Source organism: Gammaproteobacteria bacterium (ex Lamellibrachia satsuma) (assembly GCA_019623805.1).
In the GTDB taxonomy this organism is placed as follows: domain Bacteria; phylum Pseudomonadota; class Gammaproteobacteria; order Chromatiales; family Chromatiaceae; genus QGON01.
Genome location: CP053680.1, coordinates 2286024 through 2305295, shown reverse-complemented (window position 1 = coordinate 2305295; position 19272 = coordinate 2286024). Strand labels below are relative to the sequence as shown.

Annotated in this window: 13 protein-coding genes and 1 tRNA gene; all 14 read right to left on the bottom strand. The window is 52.3% G+C overall.

Annotation, left to right across the window (positions count from 1 at the left end; genetic code table 11):
• Positions 1 to 155: 155 nt before the first annotated feature.
• The 14 genes from HPY30_09970 to HPY30_09905 all read right to left on the bottom strand — a co-directional run bounded on the left by HPY30_09970 (position 156) and on the right by HPY30_09905 (position 19228).
• Positions 156 to 3170 carry a response regulator gene (locus tag HPY30_09970; GenBank protein ID QYZ66289.1) on the bottom strand — a complete coding sequence of 1005 codons (3015 nt, stop codon included), beginning with the start codon at positions 3168 to 3170 and terminating at the stop codon, positions 156 to 158.
• A gap of 30 nt (positions 3171 to 3200) precedes the next feature.
• Complete coding sequence (locus HPY30_09965; protein ID QYZ66288.1) at positions 3201 to 4073, bottom strand: bacteriohemerythrin; 873 nt, start codon at positions 4071 to 4073, stop codon at positions 3201 to 3203.
• 261 nt (positions 4074 to 4334) lie between these two features.
• On the bottom strand, positions 4335 to 5561 hold the full coding sequence (locus HPY30_09960; protein QYZ66287.1) for an HD-GYP domain-containing protein: 1227 nt from the start codon (positions 5559 to 5561) through the stop codon (positions 4335 to 4337).
• Positions 5562 to 5979: 418 nt separating this feature from the next.
• Positions 5980 to 8568: a TIR domain-containing protein gene (locus HPY30_09955; GenBank protein ID QYZ66286.1), complete on the bottom strand. Its 2589-nt coding sequence runs from the start codon at positions 8566 to 8568 to the stop codon at positions 5980 to 5982.
• Between the two features lie 668 nt (positions 8569 to 9236).
• Positions 9237 to 9312 (bottom strand) — tRNA-Phe (locus tag HPY30_09950).
• A 98-nt stretch (positions 9313 to 9410) separates the two neighbouring features.
• Entirely contained in the window at positions 9411 to 9683 is a 273-nt protein-coding gene (locus HPY30_09945; protein QYZ66285.1) for an oxidative damage protection protein, read from the bottom strand.
• Between the two features lie 55 nt (positions 9684 to 9738).
• On the bottom strand, positions 9739 to 10812 hold the full coding sequence (gene mutY, locus HPY30_09940) for an A/G-specific adenine glycosylase (GenBank protein ID QYZ66284.1): 1074 nt from the start codon (positions 10810 to 10812) through the stop codon (positions 9739 to 9741).
• Between the two features lie 50 nt (positions 10813 to 10862).
• Positions 10863 to 12998, bottom strand: a complete 2136-nt coding sequence (locus HPY30_09935) for an AsmA family protein (GenBank protein ID QYZ66283.1) — start codon at positions 12996 to 12998, stop codon at positions 10863 to 10865.
• 20 nt (positions 12999 to 13018) lie between these two features.
• On the bottom strand, positions 13019 to 13336 hold the full coding sequence (locus HPY30_09930) for a DUF2007 domain-containing protein (protein QYZ66282.1): 318 nt from the start codon (positions 13334 to 13336) through the stop codon (positions 13019 to 13021).
• 25 nt (positions 13337 to 13361) lie between these two features.
• Positions 13362 to 14102: an ion channel protein Tsx gene (locus HPY30_09925; protein ID QYZ66281.1), complete on the bottom strand. Its 741-nt coding sequence runs from the start codon at positions 14100 to 14102 to the stop codon at positions 13362 to 13364.
• A 61-nt stretch (positions 14103 to 14163) separates the two neighbouring features.
• Positions 14164 to 15855: an EAL domain-containing protein gene (locus HPY30_09920; protein ID QYZ66280.1), complete on the bottom strand. Its 1692-nt coding sequence runs from the start codon at positions 15853 to 15855 to the stop codon at positions 14164 to 14166.
• A complete protein-coding gene (locus tag HPY30_09915; GenBank protein ID QYZ66279.1) occupies positions 15852 to 16298 on the bottom strand; it encodes a response regulator in 447 nt (148 codons plus the stop codon). The genes HPY30_09920 and HPY30_09915 overlap by 4 nt, the downstream gene beginning before the upstream one ends.
• Positions 16299 to 16489: 191 nt before the next feature.
• Positions 16490 to 18727, bottom strand: coding sequence for a PAS domain-containing protein (locus HPY30_09910; protein QYZ66278.1), 2238 nt, complete (start codon positions 18725 to 18727; stop codon positions 16490 to 16492).
• Between the two features lie 6 nt (positions 18728 to 18733).
• Positions 18734 to 19228 (bottom strand): hypothetical protein, encoded by a 495-nt coding sequence (locus HPY30_09905; protein ID QYZ66277.1) that lies wholly within the window; start codon positions 19226 to 19228, stop codon positions 18734 to 18736.
• Positions 19229 to 19272 lie beyond the last annotated feature (44 nt).

Genomic DNA, 19272 nt, shown 5'->3' with positions numbered 1-19272 from the left:
TCCGTTAGTGTCTACTGACTGGCCTCCAGGACGCTACTAGCCGCAAGATCTTGTGTAACCTTGACAAGGAGAGTCGCTTGCCGACACTTTGCTGACGCTCATGCAATCAGTAGTACATGGCAGGTCACATGTACAGCCAGTGGTAACAAAATATTTCATACAGGCTGTTTTCTGGCGTTTATCCATTTTGCCATCGTAATAAACATCAAATCAGGGCTGACCGGCTTGGCAATATGGTCATTCATGCCAACCGCCAAGACCTTCTCCCTGTCCCCTTTCATCGCATTGGCCGTCAACGCAATAATAGGCAAATCCTTGAATTTCTTCTGCTCTCGTATTTGGCGGGTCGCTTCATAGCCATCCATGACCGGCATCTGGCAATCCATTAGAACACCATCGAAGTCCTTCTTGGCCAGGAACTCCAGCGCTTCCTGTCCATCGAACGCCATTTCAACTGTCATCCCACTCATGGCGAGGATATCCAGCACGATTTCCCGGTTTATTTCATTGTCCTCAACCAACAGAATCCTGGCACCACGCATACGTACAATAGCCTGATCGACATCCATCTCAGTTTGATTCCCCAATGCCCTGTTTTGCGAAGACTCACTCTGTTGAGTCTTCAGGCTAACTGTGAATCTGAAGGTGCTGCCGGCGTCTTGTTCACTTTCCACCGCTATTTCACCATTCATCAACTGGACGATCTTCTTGGAAATGATTAAACCGAGGCCAGTCCCCCCATACTTACGGGTTGTCGAGCTGTCAGCCTGGCCAAAGGGTTGAAACAGTCCTTCCATCTGATCCTGGGACATGCCGATGCCAGTGTCCTCTATAGCAAACTGTAATACGACTTCATGATCACTCTCTTCTTTCAAGGCAACAATCAACGAAACACTATCGCCAGCATCGCCGAACTTCACTGCATTACTCCCCAAATTGATAAGAACCTGGCTTAGACGTAAGGGGTCACCATTCAGTGCCATAGGAACATCCCGTCCAATTCTGACCGAAAGCCGAATACTCTTTTCCTCGGCCTTGAACCGTAGCAGGCTAACAAAATTGTCGATGATATCCTTGAGATTAAAATCGACTTCTTCAAAATTTAGTTTACCTGCCTCGATCTTGGAAAAATCAAGGATGTCGTTTAGGATCCCAAGCAGGTTTTCAGCTGAGCGATGAGCCTTGCCTATATAATTTTTTTGCTTGTCGTCCAGCTCAGTTTGCAATGCGAGATGTGTCATGCCGATGATGCCATTCATCGGTGTGCGGATTTCGTGGCTCATGTTGGCCAAGAAGTCACTTTTCGAGCGATTAGCTGATTCAGCGGCCTCTTTTGCTTCAGCCAGCGTCTGCTCAGCCACCTTGCGTTCAGTGATGTCCTGAACAGTGCCTTCAGACCGAATGATCTCGCCTGAGTTGCTACGGTGATATTCGCACCTTTCCTGGACCCACCGAACATCATCATCTCCAAACCTCCGGACAATCCTGTATTCAAAGATATGAAGGACACCTTTTTTCTTAGAGTTCTCGTGCTGTTCCACTACATAATCGCGATCATCAGGATGAACAAGCCCCAGATACAGCTCATACTCCAAATCGAACGCCTCAGGATCAACACCAAAAATACGGAAAACCTCTTCCGACCAATACAGTTTGCCGGTAATTAAATCATGACTCCAGTTTCCAGTATGGGATATGCGCTGTGCCTCAGCCAATTTCTGCGCATATATGTCGGCATCCCTCTCTGCGAATTCAGCTGCCACAACGCGATCTTGCAGTTCCTGACTTAGCCGCCTGTAATTGGTAACGTCCTGACTTGTTCCGCGATAGCCTGAAAAAACACCATCCGTGAAATATGGCTTTGCCGTCACATTGAATTGAAGGGCCTGACCGAGGAAATTCTCTATCTTGCACAGAACCTTTTTGATGGGTTGTCGGGTTTCAATATTTTCAAGGAGGGCATCGATGCCAGGTTGATCGGAGTCAGGTGAAATCAACTCATAAATCTCTTTGCCGATATAGTCATTTGGATTAATACCGGTTATATCTTTCATCCGCAAAGAGATGTCAGTGAAACGCAATTGTGAATCCGTTTCCCACAACCAATCGGATGCAGTTTCCTTGAAATCGGCAAGTTTGTTTTTTGTTATATTCCAACCTTTCCGGGCAAGCCTGCTACCGGCAACTCCCCATGAGGCAAACGCCGATACAAGAATCAACAAAACGATAATGACAATGCTTTCGATATGACTCTTGAAAATTGCACTGTAGACTGATGCCAGGTTTATTTGAGAAGCGATTGTTAAATGATTATCACCGACAGTCACATTACTGAAGGTAAACAGATACTGATCACTCTCTATTTGACCATTTGAAGTCGAGACAATGTACTTAAACACCTTGAAAAATCCTGCAGGGAACGCAGCTTCTTTACCGAACATAAAACCCCATTCCGCCTCTTCTGTGGGGCCGATTAAATAGTGGCCGTTGTGGTCAAGAAGTAGTGGAAATCCAGATGATGTGGCAGGTATCATTTCGCGGATTGTCTTCAGCAGATAGTGACCGCGATAATTCATCACCAATACGCCAATCTTGCTGCCGGAAGGGGAAAACACAGGAGCAGACACTCGCAAAGTCGGTTTATAAGGTCGCTCTATTGCGCCTTTTTCCATATTTAGGTCAAATTGTGAAATGAAGTGCTGACCCTGTCCCTTGGCCACTGCCTTCTTGAAGTAGTAACGGCCAGATTTATCCTGGAGTTGCGCTTTGGAAACACTGATGGGTGCGCCGTCATTGTAATTGACGCGAACAACCTCCCTGCCATCTATATCCAGTATACGGATCTGATCGAAAACCTTTTTTTCCAGTGCGAAAACCAGGAGTTTATTTGACAGACTTATCCTGGCTTCAGGCATCTTCATTTCCAAGGCGTCGTCTAGATCCTGATCCTTGGATAGAATGCGAAGATCGCTGATCACATCCCCAAGTTCTTCTCTGAAAAACTCCGCCGCCAGTCTGACATTGCTTTTTGCGGAAGTATTCAATTCAACAATAGATACTTGTGCCTGGCTAAAGAAAACACCAAGTGCCAGCAACAAAATCACAACCACAGCAGGGAAAAATAGCTTCAGGGCTATATTTAGCTGTTCTTTTGTTGAGTCCTTCGGCATTTTTCTCACCCCCACTACTTAAACTTTCTACTATTGATTGATGGCTTTAACAGCTGCTTCGAAAAAGGTTTGAATGCCAATCGGTTCCTCTATGCAATGAGTCGCTCCAGCGACCAGTCCCGACTCCATTGCTACACGCTCCTCCCGCGCTGAAATCAGCAACACAGGGATACCTGCAAATGAACTACCCTTGATTTCACGTAATTTTTCTATAAATGGTATTGCTTCCTGGTCATCTTGTTTCCAACCATAAACAATGAGGTTAGGCTGGCGGCTTTCGAGTGACTGCATTGCATCATCTGCATGAGAATATTGCTGAATTCCCCTAACATCTGCAATTTCAAGGATGCAGGCGATGATGTTTCTAAAATTTCGGCTCTTACTGACAATCAGAATTGCGGTCTCATTCCAGTTGACGGACTTCGGAATCAAATCATCGGCGCCCAGCATTTCTAGCTGTTTTGAATCTGTTCGTAGGGTTTCAGTTATACCAAGAACCTCGGGGTTATTTTCCGCATACGGACTAAATCCCATGTCTTGTTTCAGGATGTGATTAATGAGCCAGTTTTTCAGGAAGTCCAGGAATTCGTCTTTAACGATATCTTCTTTTTTCTCGGAAAAACGGCGCGCGATATCAACAACCTGCTCGATGAGTTTTTCATGTCGCCGTTTGTGATCCTCGAATAAAGGGTATCTGCATGCCTTCATTACCCGTTCTTCGCGGGAAAAATGATAAAGGGTGTAATCAATCAACGTGTTAAGGGCACTACCAAGGGCCTTCCTATCCTCCACTACGCCGGCATGCTGATGAAGTTGATTGATCAGTTTGACAATGATTTTATGATCCTGATCGATCGAAGGATTGCCGACGCTCATAGACTCCGACCATTCGATAAAATCCACAGCCTTACCTCCATATTATTCATGGCTTATATAGCATTCTGCTCTTCCAATAAGGTGCAGGCAAGAACAAATAAGTGCCTGCTGTTATTGGAAGTGAACTGGGGAGCACTGTTTTTCGGCTCTGACTATCCGCTGCTGATACCCAGCCTACTATCGAAGTAACCCTACGCCTCGTCACATCCCTCAGACTTCAGAAATATTCCTTGCTTTGCCGCCACCACGCCTTCGACAATCACACATTGAGCTGTAGACTACAACTGTCTAAAACGTCCTGTGATCCAAGTAATCGTCAGGAGAGATCCTCCATTTAGCAGGATCCACAGCACTAACAATCGTGATCTTCTCCCCCTTTTGCCTGACTGAGAGATCTACGTCCTGGGGAGTGAGGAACTGACGTTTTATAGAGTCAAAAATGATCCTGATTTTTGGGGACAAAAGATCTTTCTTGCCCGATTCCACAACCACGGCAAGCCGTGCATCCGAGAGAGAAACCACAGAACCGATGGGATAAATCCCTACACAGTGGATGAAGTTCTGAAGCAGCTCCTGGTTGAAGTGCGAACTGCCCCAAGTAACCAGTTTTACCAGTGCGGTATTGGGGGGCATTCCTTCACGGTACACCCGGTCAGCCGTGAGGGCATCATAGACATCGACGATTGCCGCCATCTGCCCATAAATCGAAATCTCATCACCACGCTTCCCATCCAGATATCCAGTCCCGTCCAGACGTTCATGATTCTCTGTGGCAATATTCAGAATAATATCGGAAATACCAGGCACAGTCTCCAGAATCTCCTTGCTGTAGACCACATGCTTTTTCATGATGGCAAACTCCTGATCGGTCAGTTTGCCGGGTTTATTAAGGATGTTCTGTGGTGTCTTTATCTTACCAATATCATGAAGCAGTCCCCCAATTCCGATCTGCAGTAGATCCTCTTCAGGAAAGTTGAGATGCTTGGCGAAAGCGGTCAACAGGACGGACACACTGACTGAGTGTTCGAATGTGTATTTACCCATCTTCCGGATTCGGGTGAGACCGAGTAGCGCATCTTCATTCCTCATGACAGAGGAGACTATCCCCTCAACCACCGGATTGACCCGCTCCAGCTCAATCTGACGCCCCAGCCGCGCGTCTTCCATTATATCTGCGACGACCCTGGTCGCCTCCTTTTTCACCTTGGACGCATATACCAGCTCATCAGCCAGACTCTTGGTCCGGGTCGATTTCAGCTTAGTCTCTGAGTCCAACAGAACCTTTTCAGCAGACTGTTTTTTCACCTCATAAGCGGCATCATGCTTTTCTGTATCGATCCCTTTGTCAGTATCGATGTAAAGCTCACGGATTCCTGCATTTCGGATCGCACCGATCTGCATCTTGTTTCTGATTTCGAATTTGTTTACTGCAAAAGGATGTTTCATCCAGTTACAGCGAAGATCATGGACATACATCCCGATCATCAAACTGGATATATCGATTTTTTTTATCATTACGGCGCTCTACCTGATTGCATCCCAGATTCATCGTTTGAGCCACTGCTGATTGACTAAGAATCTCCCCTACAGAGATTCTCATTGCAGAGGTAACTAAACATCATGTCTTCTGACAAACCATGCTGGCAAAGGGACTGGAATTGGGCAGGAAAATAATTCACATTTAAACTGCAAGCGCCCTTTAAGGTACCGATTAAATTGATTCTAAAATAGCATTTTGGGGTAATTCTATCCCGTTGCAACGAGCTTTGGAGAATAAAATTTCTTTTACTTGTTGGTAATGACCAGCCACTTACTGTCTGTTGAACCATACTGCTCATGTCCGTTCAAGGATGACTGCTGTTAAGTCTGTAAGACTGGTGGCCAGATATTCGCCCAATATAGAAATTATGACAGAAGCCTACCTCATAAAGGATTATTGGACCGCCCAATCAGGCACGAAGATCGGTACTGGTGCATCCGGAAGTCCGTGCGCCCGCAGTACCTCGCGGGCATCTTCGGTGTCGATGAGCGCTAAAGCCCGAGCGGCCTGGAGTGAAAGGCGCTCGGAGAGGTTTGGCTGGCCGCCCCATAGCTCCGCGTACGGAAGAGATTCCGGGTCCAGCGAGTCTTCCCCCAAGGCCTTGGCGAGCAACGGAATCGCCTGCTTGGCGCGCAACCGGCCGAGCGCCTGAAAAGTATAGGCGCGCACAACATCCATATTGGCCATAGCCACGCTAAACGGAAGGAGTGTCTTGCTGAACTCCATGATGGGCTCTACGGCGCGAGGGCTGCCAATACGGCCAAGAATGTAAAGCAAGGCGGCCAAAGAATTGTCATTGTAATGAGACCGTTGACCCAAAGCGTCAATGCAAGACGGAACTCCGGCTTCGCCAAGTCGGATGAGCGCCTGTTCGGCAGAATCCGCAATTTGTGCAAAGATCTTGCGCCGCATGCTCGGTGGGCGCTGCGTCTTGTCGCCGTTGTCCCAGCCGCCCAACTGTGAGATCAAGGGTTGTGCGGCGGAAGCATCGCCGATTTCGGCGAGCGCGTCGCAGGCAGCGGCGATGATACCGGTGTTGTTGATTTCCAAAGCGCCGATGATCGGCTCGACCGCATCGACAGCACCGATCGCGCCCAAGGAGCGGATAGCCATCTCGGTTTCGACCGTATCGGGCGGCCATTCCCATGCAGGTAGCGCCGCCCCGAAGACCGCGACAAGCTTTTCGGTCAGCCTGAAGCGCACCGCATCACCAACCAGGATGCCACTGGCCACAGCCTCGGCAGCCAGGTACGGGTTGGTCTGCACGAGACCATCAACCAATTCGTCGGCATTGGGCAGTAGGCCCGCCTTCGCAATGATGACCTCATCCCACGGACCACGCGATAGGCCGACAACCCCATCGAAAGTGGCCGCCTCGACATGGGCAAGCAGGACATCGACTGGGCAGGCCTCCGCCGCAAAGTACTCCTGCATGAGCTGATGATAGAAGCGCGTACCCTGTTCGGTGTGCTCCAGTAAGCTCGCACGACATGCCACCTCCACGAGCTCAGAATCGGCGTGGGCCGTAACGACTTCTTCCGACAACTCAGTGGATAGGCCCTTTGTCAGTACCTCGCGCGCGAGTGCCGAGAGCCGGTCAACTATGTCGGCGTAGGGCACCCAGCCAGCCGTCTGGCGTCGATGCTCGCGCTCCCACAGCACCGCGACGAGCTTGCGGAACAACACACCGGGATTCGCGGGCAATGCACCTGTGGCCGACTCCCTGGACACAGCCATCAGGGCCACCAACAGGTAGGGGTTGCGGGCGAGGGTCACTAAACGCCGGGAGCCACCCGCAAAACCGCCTGTTAGAGCAAACTGCACTTCCTGCAGGCCGATGCGCTCGAGGAATTCTTCGGCGTCATTCTCCAGATAGGCGGTCGCGAAGCGACGCACACGCGCTTCGTCCATGGGTTGCACTTCGACGCACGGTAACTCAAGGTCGAGCTCAGCGCCGTAATCGCCGCTACGGCAAGTCACGACAACGCGGCAGTCTGGCTCACGCGCAAGAAAGCCCTTGAGCGCAGCTGCCTTTGTTGAACCGAAGGCCCCCATCTCGTTCAGACCATCAAGCAGCAGCAGGAGGCTGTCGACTGCATCCAGAGGATCGCTGTCGAAAGGCCAGTGAGCCCGCAGGAAATCCTCAAAAGTGCTTTCATTGGCCCAGGCTGGCAGTCGCAGCAGCAGGGGAAGCGGCGCAGAACGTTTGCTCAAGCGCTCGCGGGCCGCCTCCATCGCAACGCGACGAAGCGTGGTGGTCTTGCCAGCACCGGGCGCACCCAGCAGTATGAAGCGGCTGAAGTGATCCAGCGCCTCGGCGATGCTCTCAACATGTGCCGGCTGGACGATACCAATCGAACCGGACATATCGGGTGCGTCACCAATCAGCGCGAATTCACCCTCTAGCCCCCACGCCGCCATCACCCGAGGCGGCGGACGCACAGCCAAATGTCTTGTTGTGTCTTCTGCTTCACCTGCAAGGGCCACGAAATCGTGCACGCCCTTGATAGATTCCATCTCCGCGATCAAGTGGAGGAGGTAACTCGATACCGGGTCAAGACGCGGATCCAGTCCCTCCGTAGCCTCGATGTCATGAATTAGTTTCGCAAGGGCGGCGCTGTAACAGTTCGAGTCATTCGCACGGGTGAAGTCCACCCTCTGCGCGAGCTGAAGATCGAGCGGCGGTTGAGGCACAGGGCGAAGCAGGACCGGATAGATACGCTTCTTTCTGTCGGCAGCACGCGCCAGTTCCTTCAGGCAATAGTCCGACTCGACGTAGGCTGGGGACACGACGGCCAACATGCCGGCCGAGGCGTCGAGCGACTTCTCGATAGCGCGTCGCCAGTCCTCACCCGTGACCAGCGCGGCATCCAGACGATCCATCCACAATTGCACCCCGGCCTCCCGCAGGTCTGCGGCGAGACGAAGCGCAAAAGCATCCTCCAGATGACTGTAGCTGAGAAATAGATGGGCGTTTGGCATCGTCTCTGTATCTCACGCAACGGGGAATTGCGGGAACAAAACACTAACTTTAATTAACTCCACTGCGGATTTTGTCTACCGCCCCTGATTACACGGGCTTAGGGCGACACATAGGCGATCAGTCACACTATTGACGCGGAAACTGTCAGCCCAGATTCAGCAGCACAAAACCACCCACTCAGGTCACCAGACCGGTAACTGTGATGAATGCGCCTGCGGGTTGAGCCGACATTATGATCGCTCTGTTTCTTCCTCCGGCAACCACCATACCAGTCGATAATCCTCCGTTATTTGGACCAAAGGCCTAATAGCAATGTTAGCACTCACCTAGACATAGGGTAGTCAGATTTGAGATTCCTGGGATAGTGCACTAACTTCATTTCACTACAATGCGCTGAAGGCGCGTGCAATCTACAAAAACTAAACCCGGGGTTACAAGGAAGCGTTACATCGAGGATTGGGAGTGTCTCGCATTCCGTGAGTTTGCCGTACCCCTAATCGCCAGCCACATGGACTTCAAGCTGCTGGCTCACTTGGATTCACACACTACTGAACGGCATTACCGCCGCAAGGAGAAGGCAATAAAACCTTTATTTTGAGTTTTTTGGGGAAGCGAGCGCGTCTTTTGGAAACGCGAGAGGCGAAGAAATCTGTAACCTATTGAAAAATGGTGGCCAGGGACAGAATCGAACTGCCGACACGGGGATTTTCAGTCCCCTGCTCTACCGACTGAGCTACCTGGCCATAAATCAGAGCGCGTATTACAGCGATCTTGGGGCAGTTAGTCAAGCGGATACTGGATATTTCTCACCTTCCCCAAACAGTGCCAGTCCACTGCAGTTTCATGAGCCGGGTAGAGTGAACTCAGGCGGGTTTGCAACGCCTTCACCAAAAAAGTATTTTTCCATCTGATCTTCAAGAAATTTTCGCGCCTTCGGGTCTATGGGACTGAGTCGGTTTTCATTGATCAGCATGGTCTGAAACTTGAGCCACTCTGCCCATGCCTCTTTGGAGACGTTGTCGAAAATCCTCTGGCCCAGATCACCGGGATAGGGTGCGCGATCCAGCCCTTCGGCTTCACGATTCAGTTTGACGCAGTTTACGGTACGGCTCATGGAGACTCTCCTAGGGGGGATACTATTGGGAGAAATACCGCCGCCAGCCGGCCGATTATCCGACACTGCCAACAGTTGAATACTTCTCCAGCTCATTGATGATTCGTGAAACCGGCGCAGCCAGTCCCAGTCCAGAGGAAACCGAGGTTTTATACCAGATACGATCACCTGCATCCAAGACTGCGTTACTGGGGTTATTGGCGCACATCCGCAATGGCGTTATGTCGAGATGGAAGTGAGTGAAGGTGTGTCGCCTCAAAGGCATCTCCCGCAGTACACCTGCCTTGATCGCGAAGCGCTCCCGGCACCAGGCCGATGGTTCCCGGGATGCGGGACACTCCGGAAAACTCCAAAGTCCGCCCCAGATCCCCACCGGCGGCCTCCGCTCCAACAACACGGCACCCTCGCCATTTTGCACGACCAGCATCTGAGCCTGTTTCACCGGCAATGTTCTCTTTGGGCGGGGAGAGGGAAACGCCCGCTGAAGCCCGCTCGCATTGGCCATACATAACCGGCTCAGGGGACAGACCGCACAGTCCGGCTGTCCGCGCCGGCAAACAGTAGCACCCAGATCCATCATTGCCTGATTATAGGCCGCGACCCGCTTTTCCGGAGTATAGGTCTCCGACAGATGCCAGAGTTCCCTTGCAACCGCCGACTTGCCTGGCCAGCCCTCAACTGCAAAACAGCGAGCCAACACCCTTTTTACATTACCATCGAGGATCGGATGGGATTGACCCAACGCCAGAGAGAGGATTGCGCCGGCGGTGGAACGCCCAATCCCCGGTAGGGACTCAACCTGATCGATATCCTCGGGGAATTGGCCGGTATAACTATCCCGGATGACTGCTGCCGCCTTATGCAGGTTACGGGCGCGGGCATAGTATCCCAAACCCGACCAGTGGTGCAGTACCGCATCCTGGGAGGCATTTGCCAACTGTAGCACATCGGGAAAACTGGCTATGAAACGCTCAAAGTAGGGAATAACCGTGGCAACCTGGGTCTGCTGCAACATGATCTCGGAGACCCAGATCCGGTAAGGGTCCACGTCCCGTTGCCAGGGGAGGTCCTTGCGGCCAAATTGGTCGAACCACTCAAGAACGGCTTGGGAGAATTCACGGGCATGCATGGAGAGAACCGCAGCCTGGATGGCTCATGACGCCATCCGGGCCAATGGGATCAGAAGAGGCCTCTCAGGCCACCCGGCAACTTATCTTGCAGACCGCCGGGCAGTTTCTCCTTCAGCTTCTCATCCAGTTTCTCTTTGAGCTTGGCCTTCTGACTCTCCGCCAACACCTTGCCAAGATCGATATTCCACTGCGGATCGGCCCAGGAGCCTTGGAGATGCACCGGAATCGGCACGCCTTTGAGATCTTCCAAACCTTCACCACCCTGACCCTTGCCGGTGCCGACTATCACCGGCTTGACCGTATAGTCGAGTGACTCTGCCACGATGTTCACCTTGCCGGAACCTTCCACCCGGAGAAAGGGGGATTTGGCCAGCAGATCACGATTATCCAGCACACCATTGCGCACGACAGCACTGGCGCTCAACTCAGCGAAATCGGTCTGCTCCGGCTCATTACTCACGGCTGCCGCCTTACCCGAAAGTTTCGCTTTGGCATCCCGAATCATCTTTGCCAGATTGATCCCTTTGACAGCGCCATCACGAAAATCGAAATCCAGCTTGCCGTTGAGGGCCTTTTTGAGCTGACTGACCGTCTGACCTGCACTCGTCAGATTGGCATTGAAGCCCCCCTTACCTGCCAACCGATCCTGCCCTGACACATCCACCACCAAAGGACCGGCCTGAATACCGCTGGCACTCTGATTGATTTTGAGCTTCGGCGTCTTGCTGCGCACATCGAGATCCACCTTCCCCTTAAGGGCGCCATCGTAGAAGCGCCCCACCTTCTGGTCGACATTCAGTTTGCCGCCTTTGCTCTTCACCTTGACCTGAATCGCTTCGGCACGGATGTTGTTCGCCTTTACACTGCCCAGCCGCAGGGTGCCGTCTAGATCGAGCTTACGCAGCAGCTCCACCGGAAACAGGGGCTCCTCTTTGGCCGATTTGCCGCTGGAAGACTGACTGCCGCCTGCCTCACCCGCAGGCTTTTCAGATTTCGGCGGCAGATAACGGTCCAGGTCTATCTTGTCGATATCGAGGGTAAAGGCATAGGCCGGATTGGCAGGATCGATCTGTTCAAACTCACCTTTGATCAGGGTCTCATCCAGCGCCATCTGCAGATCCTTCAGCGCCACCCGCTTCTGATCCGCAGTAAAAGAGAGTGTCATGCCCAGCCGGTTCAATACCTTTGGATCGGCAGTCTCAGGCACCGGCAGTCCAAACTTCTCCATCCACTGTCGCAGACTGAACTCAGCCAGCTTGATCTCACCATTAAAGGCAGGCGAACTCTGGATCCCACGACCTTTAACAACGCCACTCATCTTGAGCTCCCCTGACTCCAACACAAGGTTCTTGACCTCCAGGGTTTCGGCCTTCTGCTCGACATAGAGATCAGCACGCAGTTCGGCCTCCACGCCCTCCTTGGGCAGACCCTCTCCGGTTACCTTCAACAACAACTTCAGGGTTTCTACCGCAATGCTCCCGGCTTTCGGGTCCGCATTGAGATTGCCGGACAGGTCGACCTTGCTGCGCAAGGCTGGCTGAGCGCTATCGAGCCCCAACCCCAAGGAGAATTCAACCGGCTGTCCTGGATTCATAGCCCCGGTTTTGACTTCCAGATCCTTGATTTCAAAACGATCACCGGTCGACTTGTCATCCCAGACGATGTGAGCACCACTGATTTCGATCCCACCGATGGAAACTTCACCCATTTCCTTGCCGGCGGGTTTTTTCTCCGCCACAGGCGCTTCAGCCGCGCTATCAGCCATCTCTTTCTGACCGGCTTGCGCAAGATCATCCCAGTTGGTGGCACCACTCTTGGATTTCGCCAGATTCAGCTCCAACCCCTCCACCTGCACCTTATCCACCTCAAGCGCCTGCTGCAGTATCAGCGGAACCAGGTTGACCCGCACCTGTACATGATCGAGGGCGGCAAAAGGTTGGTCACCAAAACCGGAGGCATTGCTGAGACTCAGTCCATTGAGTTCAAGACCGAGCCAGGGAAAGACCGAGAGGCCGATATCGCCGTCGATGGTCAGATCACGCCCGGTGGCTTTTTGCACTTCGGCAATGATCTCCTGTTTGTGGTCGTTGGGATCCACAACCATCGGCACAATGATCACTGCGGCAACTATGAGTACGACCAGCAATACCAGCAGCCCGAACAGTACTTTCAGGACCTTGCCCATCCGTCATCTCCTTATTTGTATTATCTTCTACGAGGTGTAGCACAATTCCAGCACAGATCGAAGCCTGCATCGACCTTTTCACCGCATTTTGGGCAGACCCATGCAGTTTCACCAACTGCCTGGGTCCGATTATTTGTGAAATTTTGTAACAGAATCTTCGCCCGCGGCAGATCTTCTTCATTCACCACCCAGAGCGCCGGAAAGACATTGGCCGCCAACTCTCCAGCGGCACCGGACAGGTAGTCTCCCAGCAGCACCGTTTCGATCCCTTGCTCAAGAAGGAAATCCTTGAGCATCTGGGCTTCGATGCGGTCAGCCGCCTCATAGAGCCTTTGCATATCGAACCACCACCGAGAAGTGATATCAGAAGCTGATCCGTACCTGGACTATTGGCGAGAGAAGTCGCTCGTTAACGCCGTCGATACCGAACTTATTATTCCAATGATAGTACTCGAAACCGGCATATATCATCTCTCCGTACCCGAAGAGCCTGCCTGCATCCAGTTTCAACTGGGGATTGAAATTGAGATCCGGCGCCACTCCGCCTTCGCTGCCGCGAATGTCAGTATAACCGTCAAATAGAAAGCCGATGGAACCAAGCTCAAACGGCATGACCCAAGCCGCGGTAAATTGCCAGGTGCTGCCGCTGAGATCGGGGTTGTCGCGGTAGTAGAGATTGGTCTCCATATGTGCAAAAGGCGGAAGGTCCCAAGTCAACCCCGGACCGATCAGATGCGCCTTGAAGCCGCCCAATCCCCGTTCGAAGGTTGTTGCGATCAACAGATCCTTGATCATTGGTGGCCTGGACTCAATCCCCAGCACTCCGAGGCTCAGACGCGGGGAGACTTCGAAGTAGTAGGAGGGGTCACCTCCCTCACGCCCTTCGGCACGGTCGTAGAAGGCGTACAGATCGCCCCAATTCCAGACGCTGGCGGACTCCAGGGTCAGGATCCGGCGACGGGAGTCTCCAACCTCGAAGCCATCACCTTGCTGTAGGGTAACAGCATTTACATTGAACAGATTATTGATCCCGGCAAACGCCGGCGTGGCGATGAATCCTGTGAGTAAAATGACGTCGAAAAGATAATCTCGGCTTTTGTGCATGGCCCCCTATACCTCATACGAAGCGCAGGCGGGTCAATCCCTCCTACAACCTACGAAACACTCAGCCGACCAGCGGCTGGGGACGATGTATGCCGTACCCCTGGCCAAAATCCACGCCTATGTCACAAAGCTTTTTCCGGATCGCCTCGTTCTCCACGAACTCAGCAATGGTTTTGATGCCCGCAACGTGTCCGATGCCGTTAATCGCCTCCACAATGGCTGCATCCATGGGATCACGGACCATGTTCTTCACAAATGTACCGTCGATTTTCAGGAAGTCGACCGGTATGGATCGCAGATAGGAGAAGGAACTCATCCCGCTGCCAAAATCATCCAGCGCAAAACGGCAGCCCGCTTTTTTGCACTCTCTAATGAACTCAATCGCACTACCGAGATTGGAGATCGCTGCCGTCTCCGTTACCTCAAAGCAGACTCTTTGGGGGTTGAGATGATGATCACGCAATTTTTTCCGGATAAAATCAAAGAAAGACTCATCACTGAGAGAGTTGCCTGACAGGTTGATGAAGGTAAGGGTGTCCCGGCCGCTACCTCGATGCTCCTGCTCCGCAAGATGGGAGAAAGCCCGTTGTACCACCCAACGATCCACCTGCGGCATCAGATTGTAGTGTTCAGCCGCGGGGATAAATGCGCCGGGTGCAATGATCTCTCCCTGCTCATCCAGCATACGCACCAGGAACTCTCGGGTCTGCATACCCCCTGCCGAGTCACTGAGGGGTTGTATAACCTGCTGGTATAGCTGGAACCGCCCAATCTCAAGGGCTTCCCGGATGCGATTCACCCACTGCATGTCACCGTATCGCCTGGCGGTTTCGATGTCGTTTTCTGAGTAGACATGGACACGGTCACGTCCCCTGTCTTTTGCTGTGTAGCAGGCGATGTCGGCCTTGCTCAACACATCCTCCACGCTGGCGCTTTCGGCGGTGATCATCGCCACCCCGATACTGACCCCGATGACAAAGGCCTGTTCGTCCCAGACAAAACGAAAACCGGCAATCGACAGACGGATGCCATCGGCGATTTGATTCGCCCGCTCCAGGGGACAGCCCTTCAACAAGACACCGAACTCATCACCACCGAGACGGGCCAAAATGTCGTTACCCCGAACATGGGACTGCAGAAGAATCGACAATTGGCGCAGCAGTTCGTCTCCAGCCATATGGCCGCAGGTATCGTTGATCAGTTTGAATTGGTCGAGATCGAGATAGAACAGCGCATGAACCAGTCCGTCCCGTTTCGCGCTCTCCAACACCTGATTGAGTTGGAGATCGAATTCATGGCGGTTGGCCAGCCCGGTCAGGACATCGTGAAATGCCAGATGGCGAATCTCCTCCTCCGCCCGTCGATGGGCACGCCGGGTATCCGCATCACGCAGTTCGCGTTCGACAGCCGGAATGAGCCGCTTGAGATTATCCTTCATCAGGTAGTCGTGGGCGCCGGCCTTCATCGCCTGCACAGCCACCTCTTCACCGATGCTACCCGAGACAATAATGATTGGGATATCGGGTTGGTGGGTCTTGGCCAGTCTCAGAGCATCAGTAGAGCTGAACTGCGGCATATTGTGGTCGGTGATCACCAGATCCCACTGATCTCTTTCCAGTGCGGCCTTGACCTCTTGCGGCGAATCGACTCGTTGAAATGAGGGTGTGTATCCACCTTTGCGAAGCTCGCGCACCAGCAGCAGGGCATCGTCTTCGGAATCCTCGATAATCAGTACCCTGATTTCGTCAGTCATCGGTCGGAGGTTAGATTCAACACCAGCCAGTAGAGTCCAAGTTGTCCGACTGCTTCCATGAACTGGGCAAAATCGACCGGTTTTCTGATATAGCTGTTGGCGCCGAGATCGTAGCTGTCCAGCAGATCTTTCTCTTCGTCGGATGCGGTCAGGATCACCACCGGCACCCGTTGGGTACGGGGATCCGCCCGCATGCGTTTCAACACATCCAACCCATTGAGCCTGGGCAGTTTGAGGTCCAGCAGAACAACCTGTGGCTGTTCACTGGTGTCACGTCCCGCATAATCTCCCGTCCCGAAGAGGTAGTCCAGCGCCTCAACGCCGTCTCGAGCCACAACCACCTCATTGGCGATGTTGTTTTTCCGCAGGGCGCGCAGGGTAAGTGCCTCGTCATCGGCATTATCCTCTACCAGAAGGATGATTTTTTCATCTGCGCTTGCCACAGTAGCACCTCTTGACGGTTACGATTATTGTCGGCAGCTCTCAGCCAAACACATTAAAATCCTATTTGCCTGGCAAATCCAACAAAAAAAGCCTCTGTCAGAGGCCCCGTTCCTAATATCCATAATAACCTTGACGTCATTCACAGAAAACCAATAACGCAAAACTCAGGAAACTATCGCCTTCAATTCGGTCACGACAAGGTGAAGAAGAACGCAGCGCCCTTACCCTCTACCCCATCGGCCCAAACCCGTCCGCCATGCCGGTGAATGATGCGCGCCACGGTGGCCAAGCCGATCCCAGTCCCTTCAAAGTCGCTCGACTTATGCAATCTTTGAAAGGCGCCGAACAGCTTGTCCGCATACTCCATATCGAAGCCGACTCCGTTATCTCGGATAAAATAGATCCTGTTCTCGCCGCCGGAGTCTCTGCCAAACTCAATCTCGGCTCGAGGTTCGCGGGCGGTGTACTTCCACGCATTGCCCAGCAGGTTGTCAAAAACCACCTGCATCAACTTGGCATCTGCCTGCGCAAACACACCTTTCTCGACCCGCAGTTCTACCGACCTTTCCGGCTCATCTTTGCTCAGCTGTCTGGCAGACTTTTCCGCCAGCTCACTAAGGTCAACCGTTTCACACTGCATATCACGCCGGGTAAGACGGGAGAGCATCAGCAGATCATCGATAAGAGCGCCCATACGCTGACTGGCCCGCCGCACGCGAAACAGATAGTCGCGCCCTGTCTCATCCAGGGATGCTTCATAATCCTCCAGCAGGGCCTGACTAAAGCCGTCGATAGAGCGTAGCGGTGCGCGCAGATCATGGGAGACAGAATAACTGAACGACTCGAGCTCTTTATTGATGATCTCCAACTCCTGTGTACGCTCTTTCACCCGCTCTTCCATCAACGTCATTAAATGCATATTTTCGATCGCAACGGAGGCTCGTTGCCCGAAGAGATTGATCAACTCCTCGTCAATCTCATCAAACGGCTCGCCCTTGCGGAAGGCGGAAAGTCCGCCGATGACCCTGCCGTCATGGGTAAGTGGCGTCAGGAGACCGGTGGTGACATCCAGGTTTTCCGCCAACTCCTGGATGACCCGCGGGTCCTGTTTCAAATCCGGCACACAGATCCCCTGACCTTTGCTGGCCACCCATCCACAGAGACCACCACCTTGAAGCGGCAGGGTCTGACCCAGCAGCATGCCGCCTTTGTTGCCTGACGCCGCATGGTAGGTAAAGGTGCTATCCGCCTCATTGATCAATGGCAGTGCGGCGAGGTCGGCAGACACCAACTCCATGATGCCGTCGCAGACACCCTCATAAAGCTGTTGATAATTTTCGGCGATGGTTCCAAGCTTGAGCATCCACCGGTCCAACCGTTCGAGACCCTGCTCACGACGGCGTCGTAATAGGGCTACCTGATAGCGTTCGGTGACATCCAGGGTGGTACCGAACATTCGCACCGGAATACCGGCATCATCAAACGTCGTGTTTCCACGCTCTTCGACTACGCGTTCAGTGCCATCCTTATGCACAATGCGATGTTCGATATAGTATGGCTCACTCTGTCCCGGCTGCATTGAACGTTTAATCTCGGCGGCAACCGCATCTCTGTCTTCTGGATGGATTGCCTGCATGAATGTTATTTTGGTTGCTTCGACCTCACCCTGCTCATATCCCAGCAGACGAAACTCTTCGTCTGACCAGATCGCACTCCCGCTAGTCAGATCCAGTTCCCAGTTGCCGAGATGAACCAGTTGCTGCGCCTCTTTCAGACGTCCTTCACTCTCCAGCAGCGAGGCCTGCTGCAATTCCAGCTGCTGTTGCATATTGATCAGTTTCCTAAGAAACAGAAAAAGGGAGATAAAGGCACTGATGAAGAGAAAAAAGAGGATATTGAGTAGCGTATTCTGAAAATTGAGATTGTTTGAGGTTTCCTGGTTCTGGTCCCGCTCCTCACCATAGCTCAGCATCATCTGGTCCCAAGCCTTCTGCTCTACCCGCGTCACCAACCGGTCGATACGGCTAGCCTTGACCAGCACCTGGGACACACCATCGCTGTCCGCACCCAGCCCAGAATGTCTGACAATTCCAACCACCTCACCAATCAGGGCCTTCAACTCATCCCGCTCAACACTGAATCCGGAATAGAACTCATTGGAGAGGAAACCCAAACTCGAATTCAGTATGTAAACCGACTTCATGAGCTGCCTTTCATCCTCCGCCTTGATCGCAGCCAGGTAATAGGCAACACCTTTATTGACCTGTTTACTAACCTTCAGGATATAACGCGAGGGGTTTTGTACGAGTTCTTCCTTAAAATCAGCCCCCTCTTCCGCGATATAAAAACGGGCGGAGAATATAGCGAGGAATGCGATCACCAGGACACCGGTGAAAATCAGAGAGAGATTCAGCGAAAACTTGGACATCCGTGCCTACTTGAGGAAAGTGATATCGGTAATCATCCAGATCCATTGCTGGATCTTTTCCATCTCATCCACATTCGAGGGATTATAAAACGGGTAGACAATTCTCACCGGCCCCTTGGATTGAAAATCAATGTGTTTACCGTTGGTTTTTGTCACCAGAAGAATCCTGTTTTCTGTCCAATCTGCTCTACTGATCGTGATCGTATAATCGTCGATCGCCACGAGCTCAAGCTTCAGAGTATCGGCTTTACCATAAGCGCGAATAAACTCATCAAGCCAGACACCACTGAAGTGGTAATCTTTCTTCTCATAGGGTTCGAGCACCTTGAGCGAAGGGGTGATGCCAAGCTTCTCTATCTCTTCTACTGAGACAAACCTTCCGCTGCCATCGATCAGATTTCCAGCAATCCTCACTCCCGCATGGTCCGCCATTGAAACGACAGGCAAGAGTCCGAGCAACAGAAAGAAAACCAGGAACCAGATAATTCTCACGTTGCCCATTATTTTCATCATTTACCACCAAGTATGCTGCATGTATCTCTTAA

Bases quoted from the DNA above. Each gene is read 5' to 3' on its own strand.
- HPY30_09920 (QYZ66280.1), bottom strand. From the start codon at position 15,855: ATGACTGACGAAATCAGGGTACTGATTATCGAGGATTCCGAAGACGAT.
- HPY30_09925 (QYZ66281.1), bottom strand. From the start codon at position 14,102: ATGCACAAAAGCCGAGATTATCTTTTCGACGTCATTTTACTCACAGGA.
- HPY30_09955 (QYZ66286.1), bottom strand. From the start codon at position 8,568: ATGCCAAACGCCCATCTATTTCTCAGCTACAGTCATCTGGAGGATGCT.
- HPY30_09910 (QYZ66278.1), bottom strand. From the start codon at position 18,727: ATGTCCAAGTTTTCGCTGAATCTCTCTCTGATTTTCACCGGTGTCCTG.
- HPY30_09945 (QYZ66285.1), bottom strand. From the start codon at position 9,683: ATGAGCCGTACCGTAAACTGCGTCAAACTGAATCGTGAAGCCGAAGGG.
- HPY30_09905 (QYZ66277.1), bottom strand. From the start codon at position 19,228: ATGGGCAACGTGAGAATTATCTGGTTCCTGGTTTTCTTTCTGTTGCTC.
- mutY (QYZ66284.1), bottom strand. From the start codon at position 10,812: ATGCATGCCCGTGAATTCTCCCAAGCCGTTCTTGAGTGGTTCGACCAA.
- HPY30_09970 (QYZ66289.1), bottom strand. From the start codon at position 3,170: ATGCCGAAGGACTCAACAAAAGAACAGCTAAATATAGCCCTGAAGCTA.
- HPY30_09930 (QYZ66282.1), bottom strand. From the start codon at position 13,336: ATGCAAAGGCTCTATGAGGCGGCTGACCGCATCGAAGCCCAGATGCTC.
- HPY30_09935 (QYZ66283.1), bottom strand. From the start codon at position 12,998: ATGGGCAAGGTCCTGAAAGTACTGTTCGGGCTGCTGGTATTGCTGGTC.
- HPY30_09960 (QYZ66287.1), bottom strand. From the start codon at position 5,561: ATGATAAAAAAAATCGATATATCCAGTTTGATGATCGGGATGTATGTC.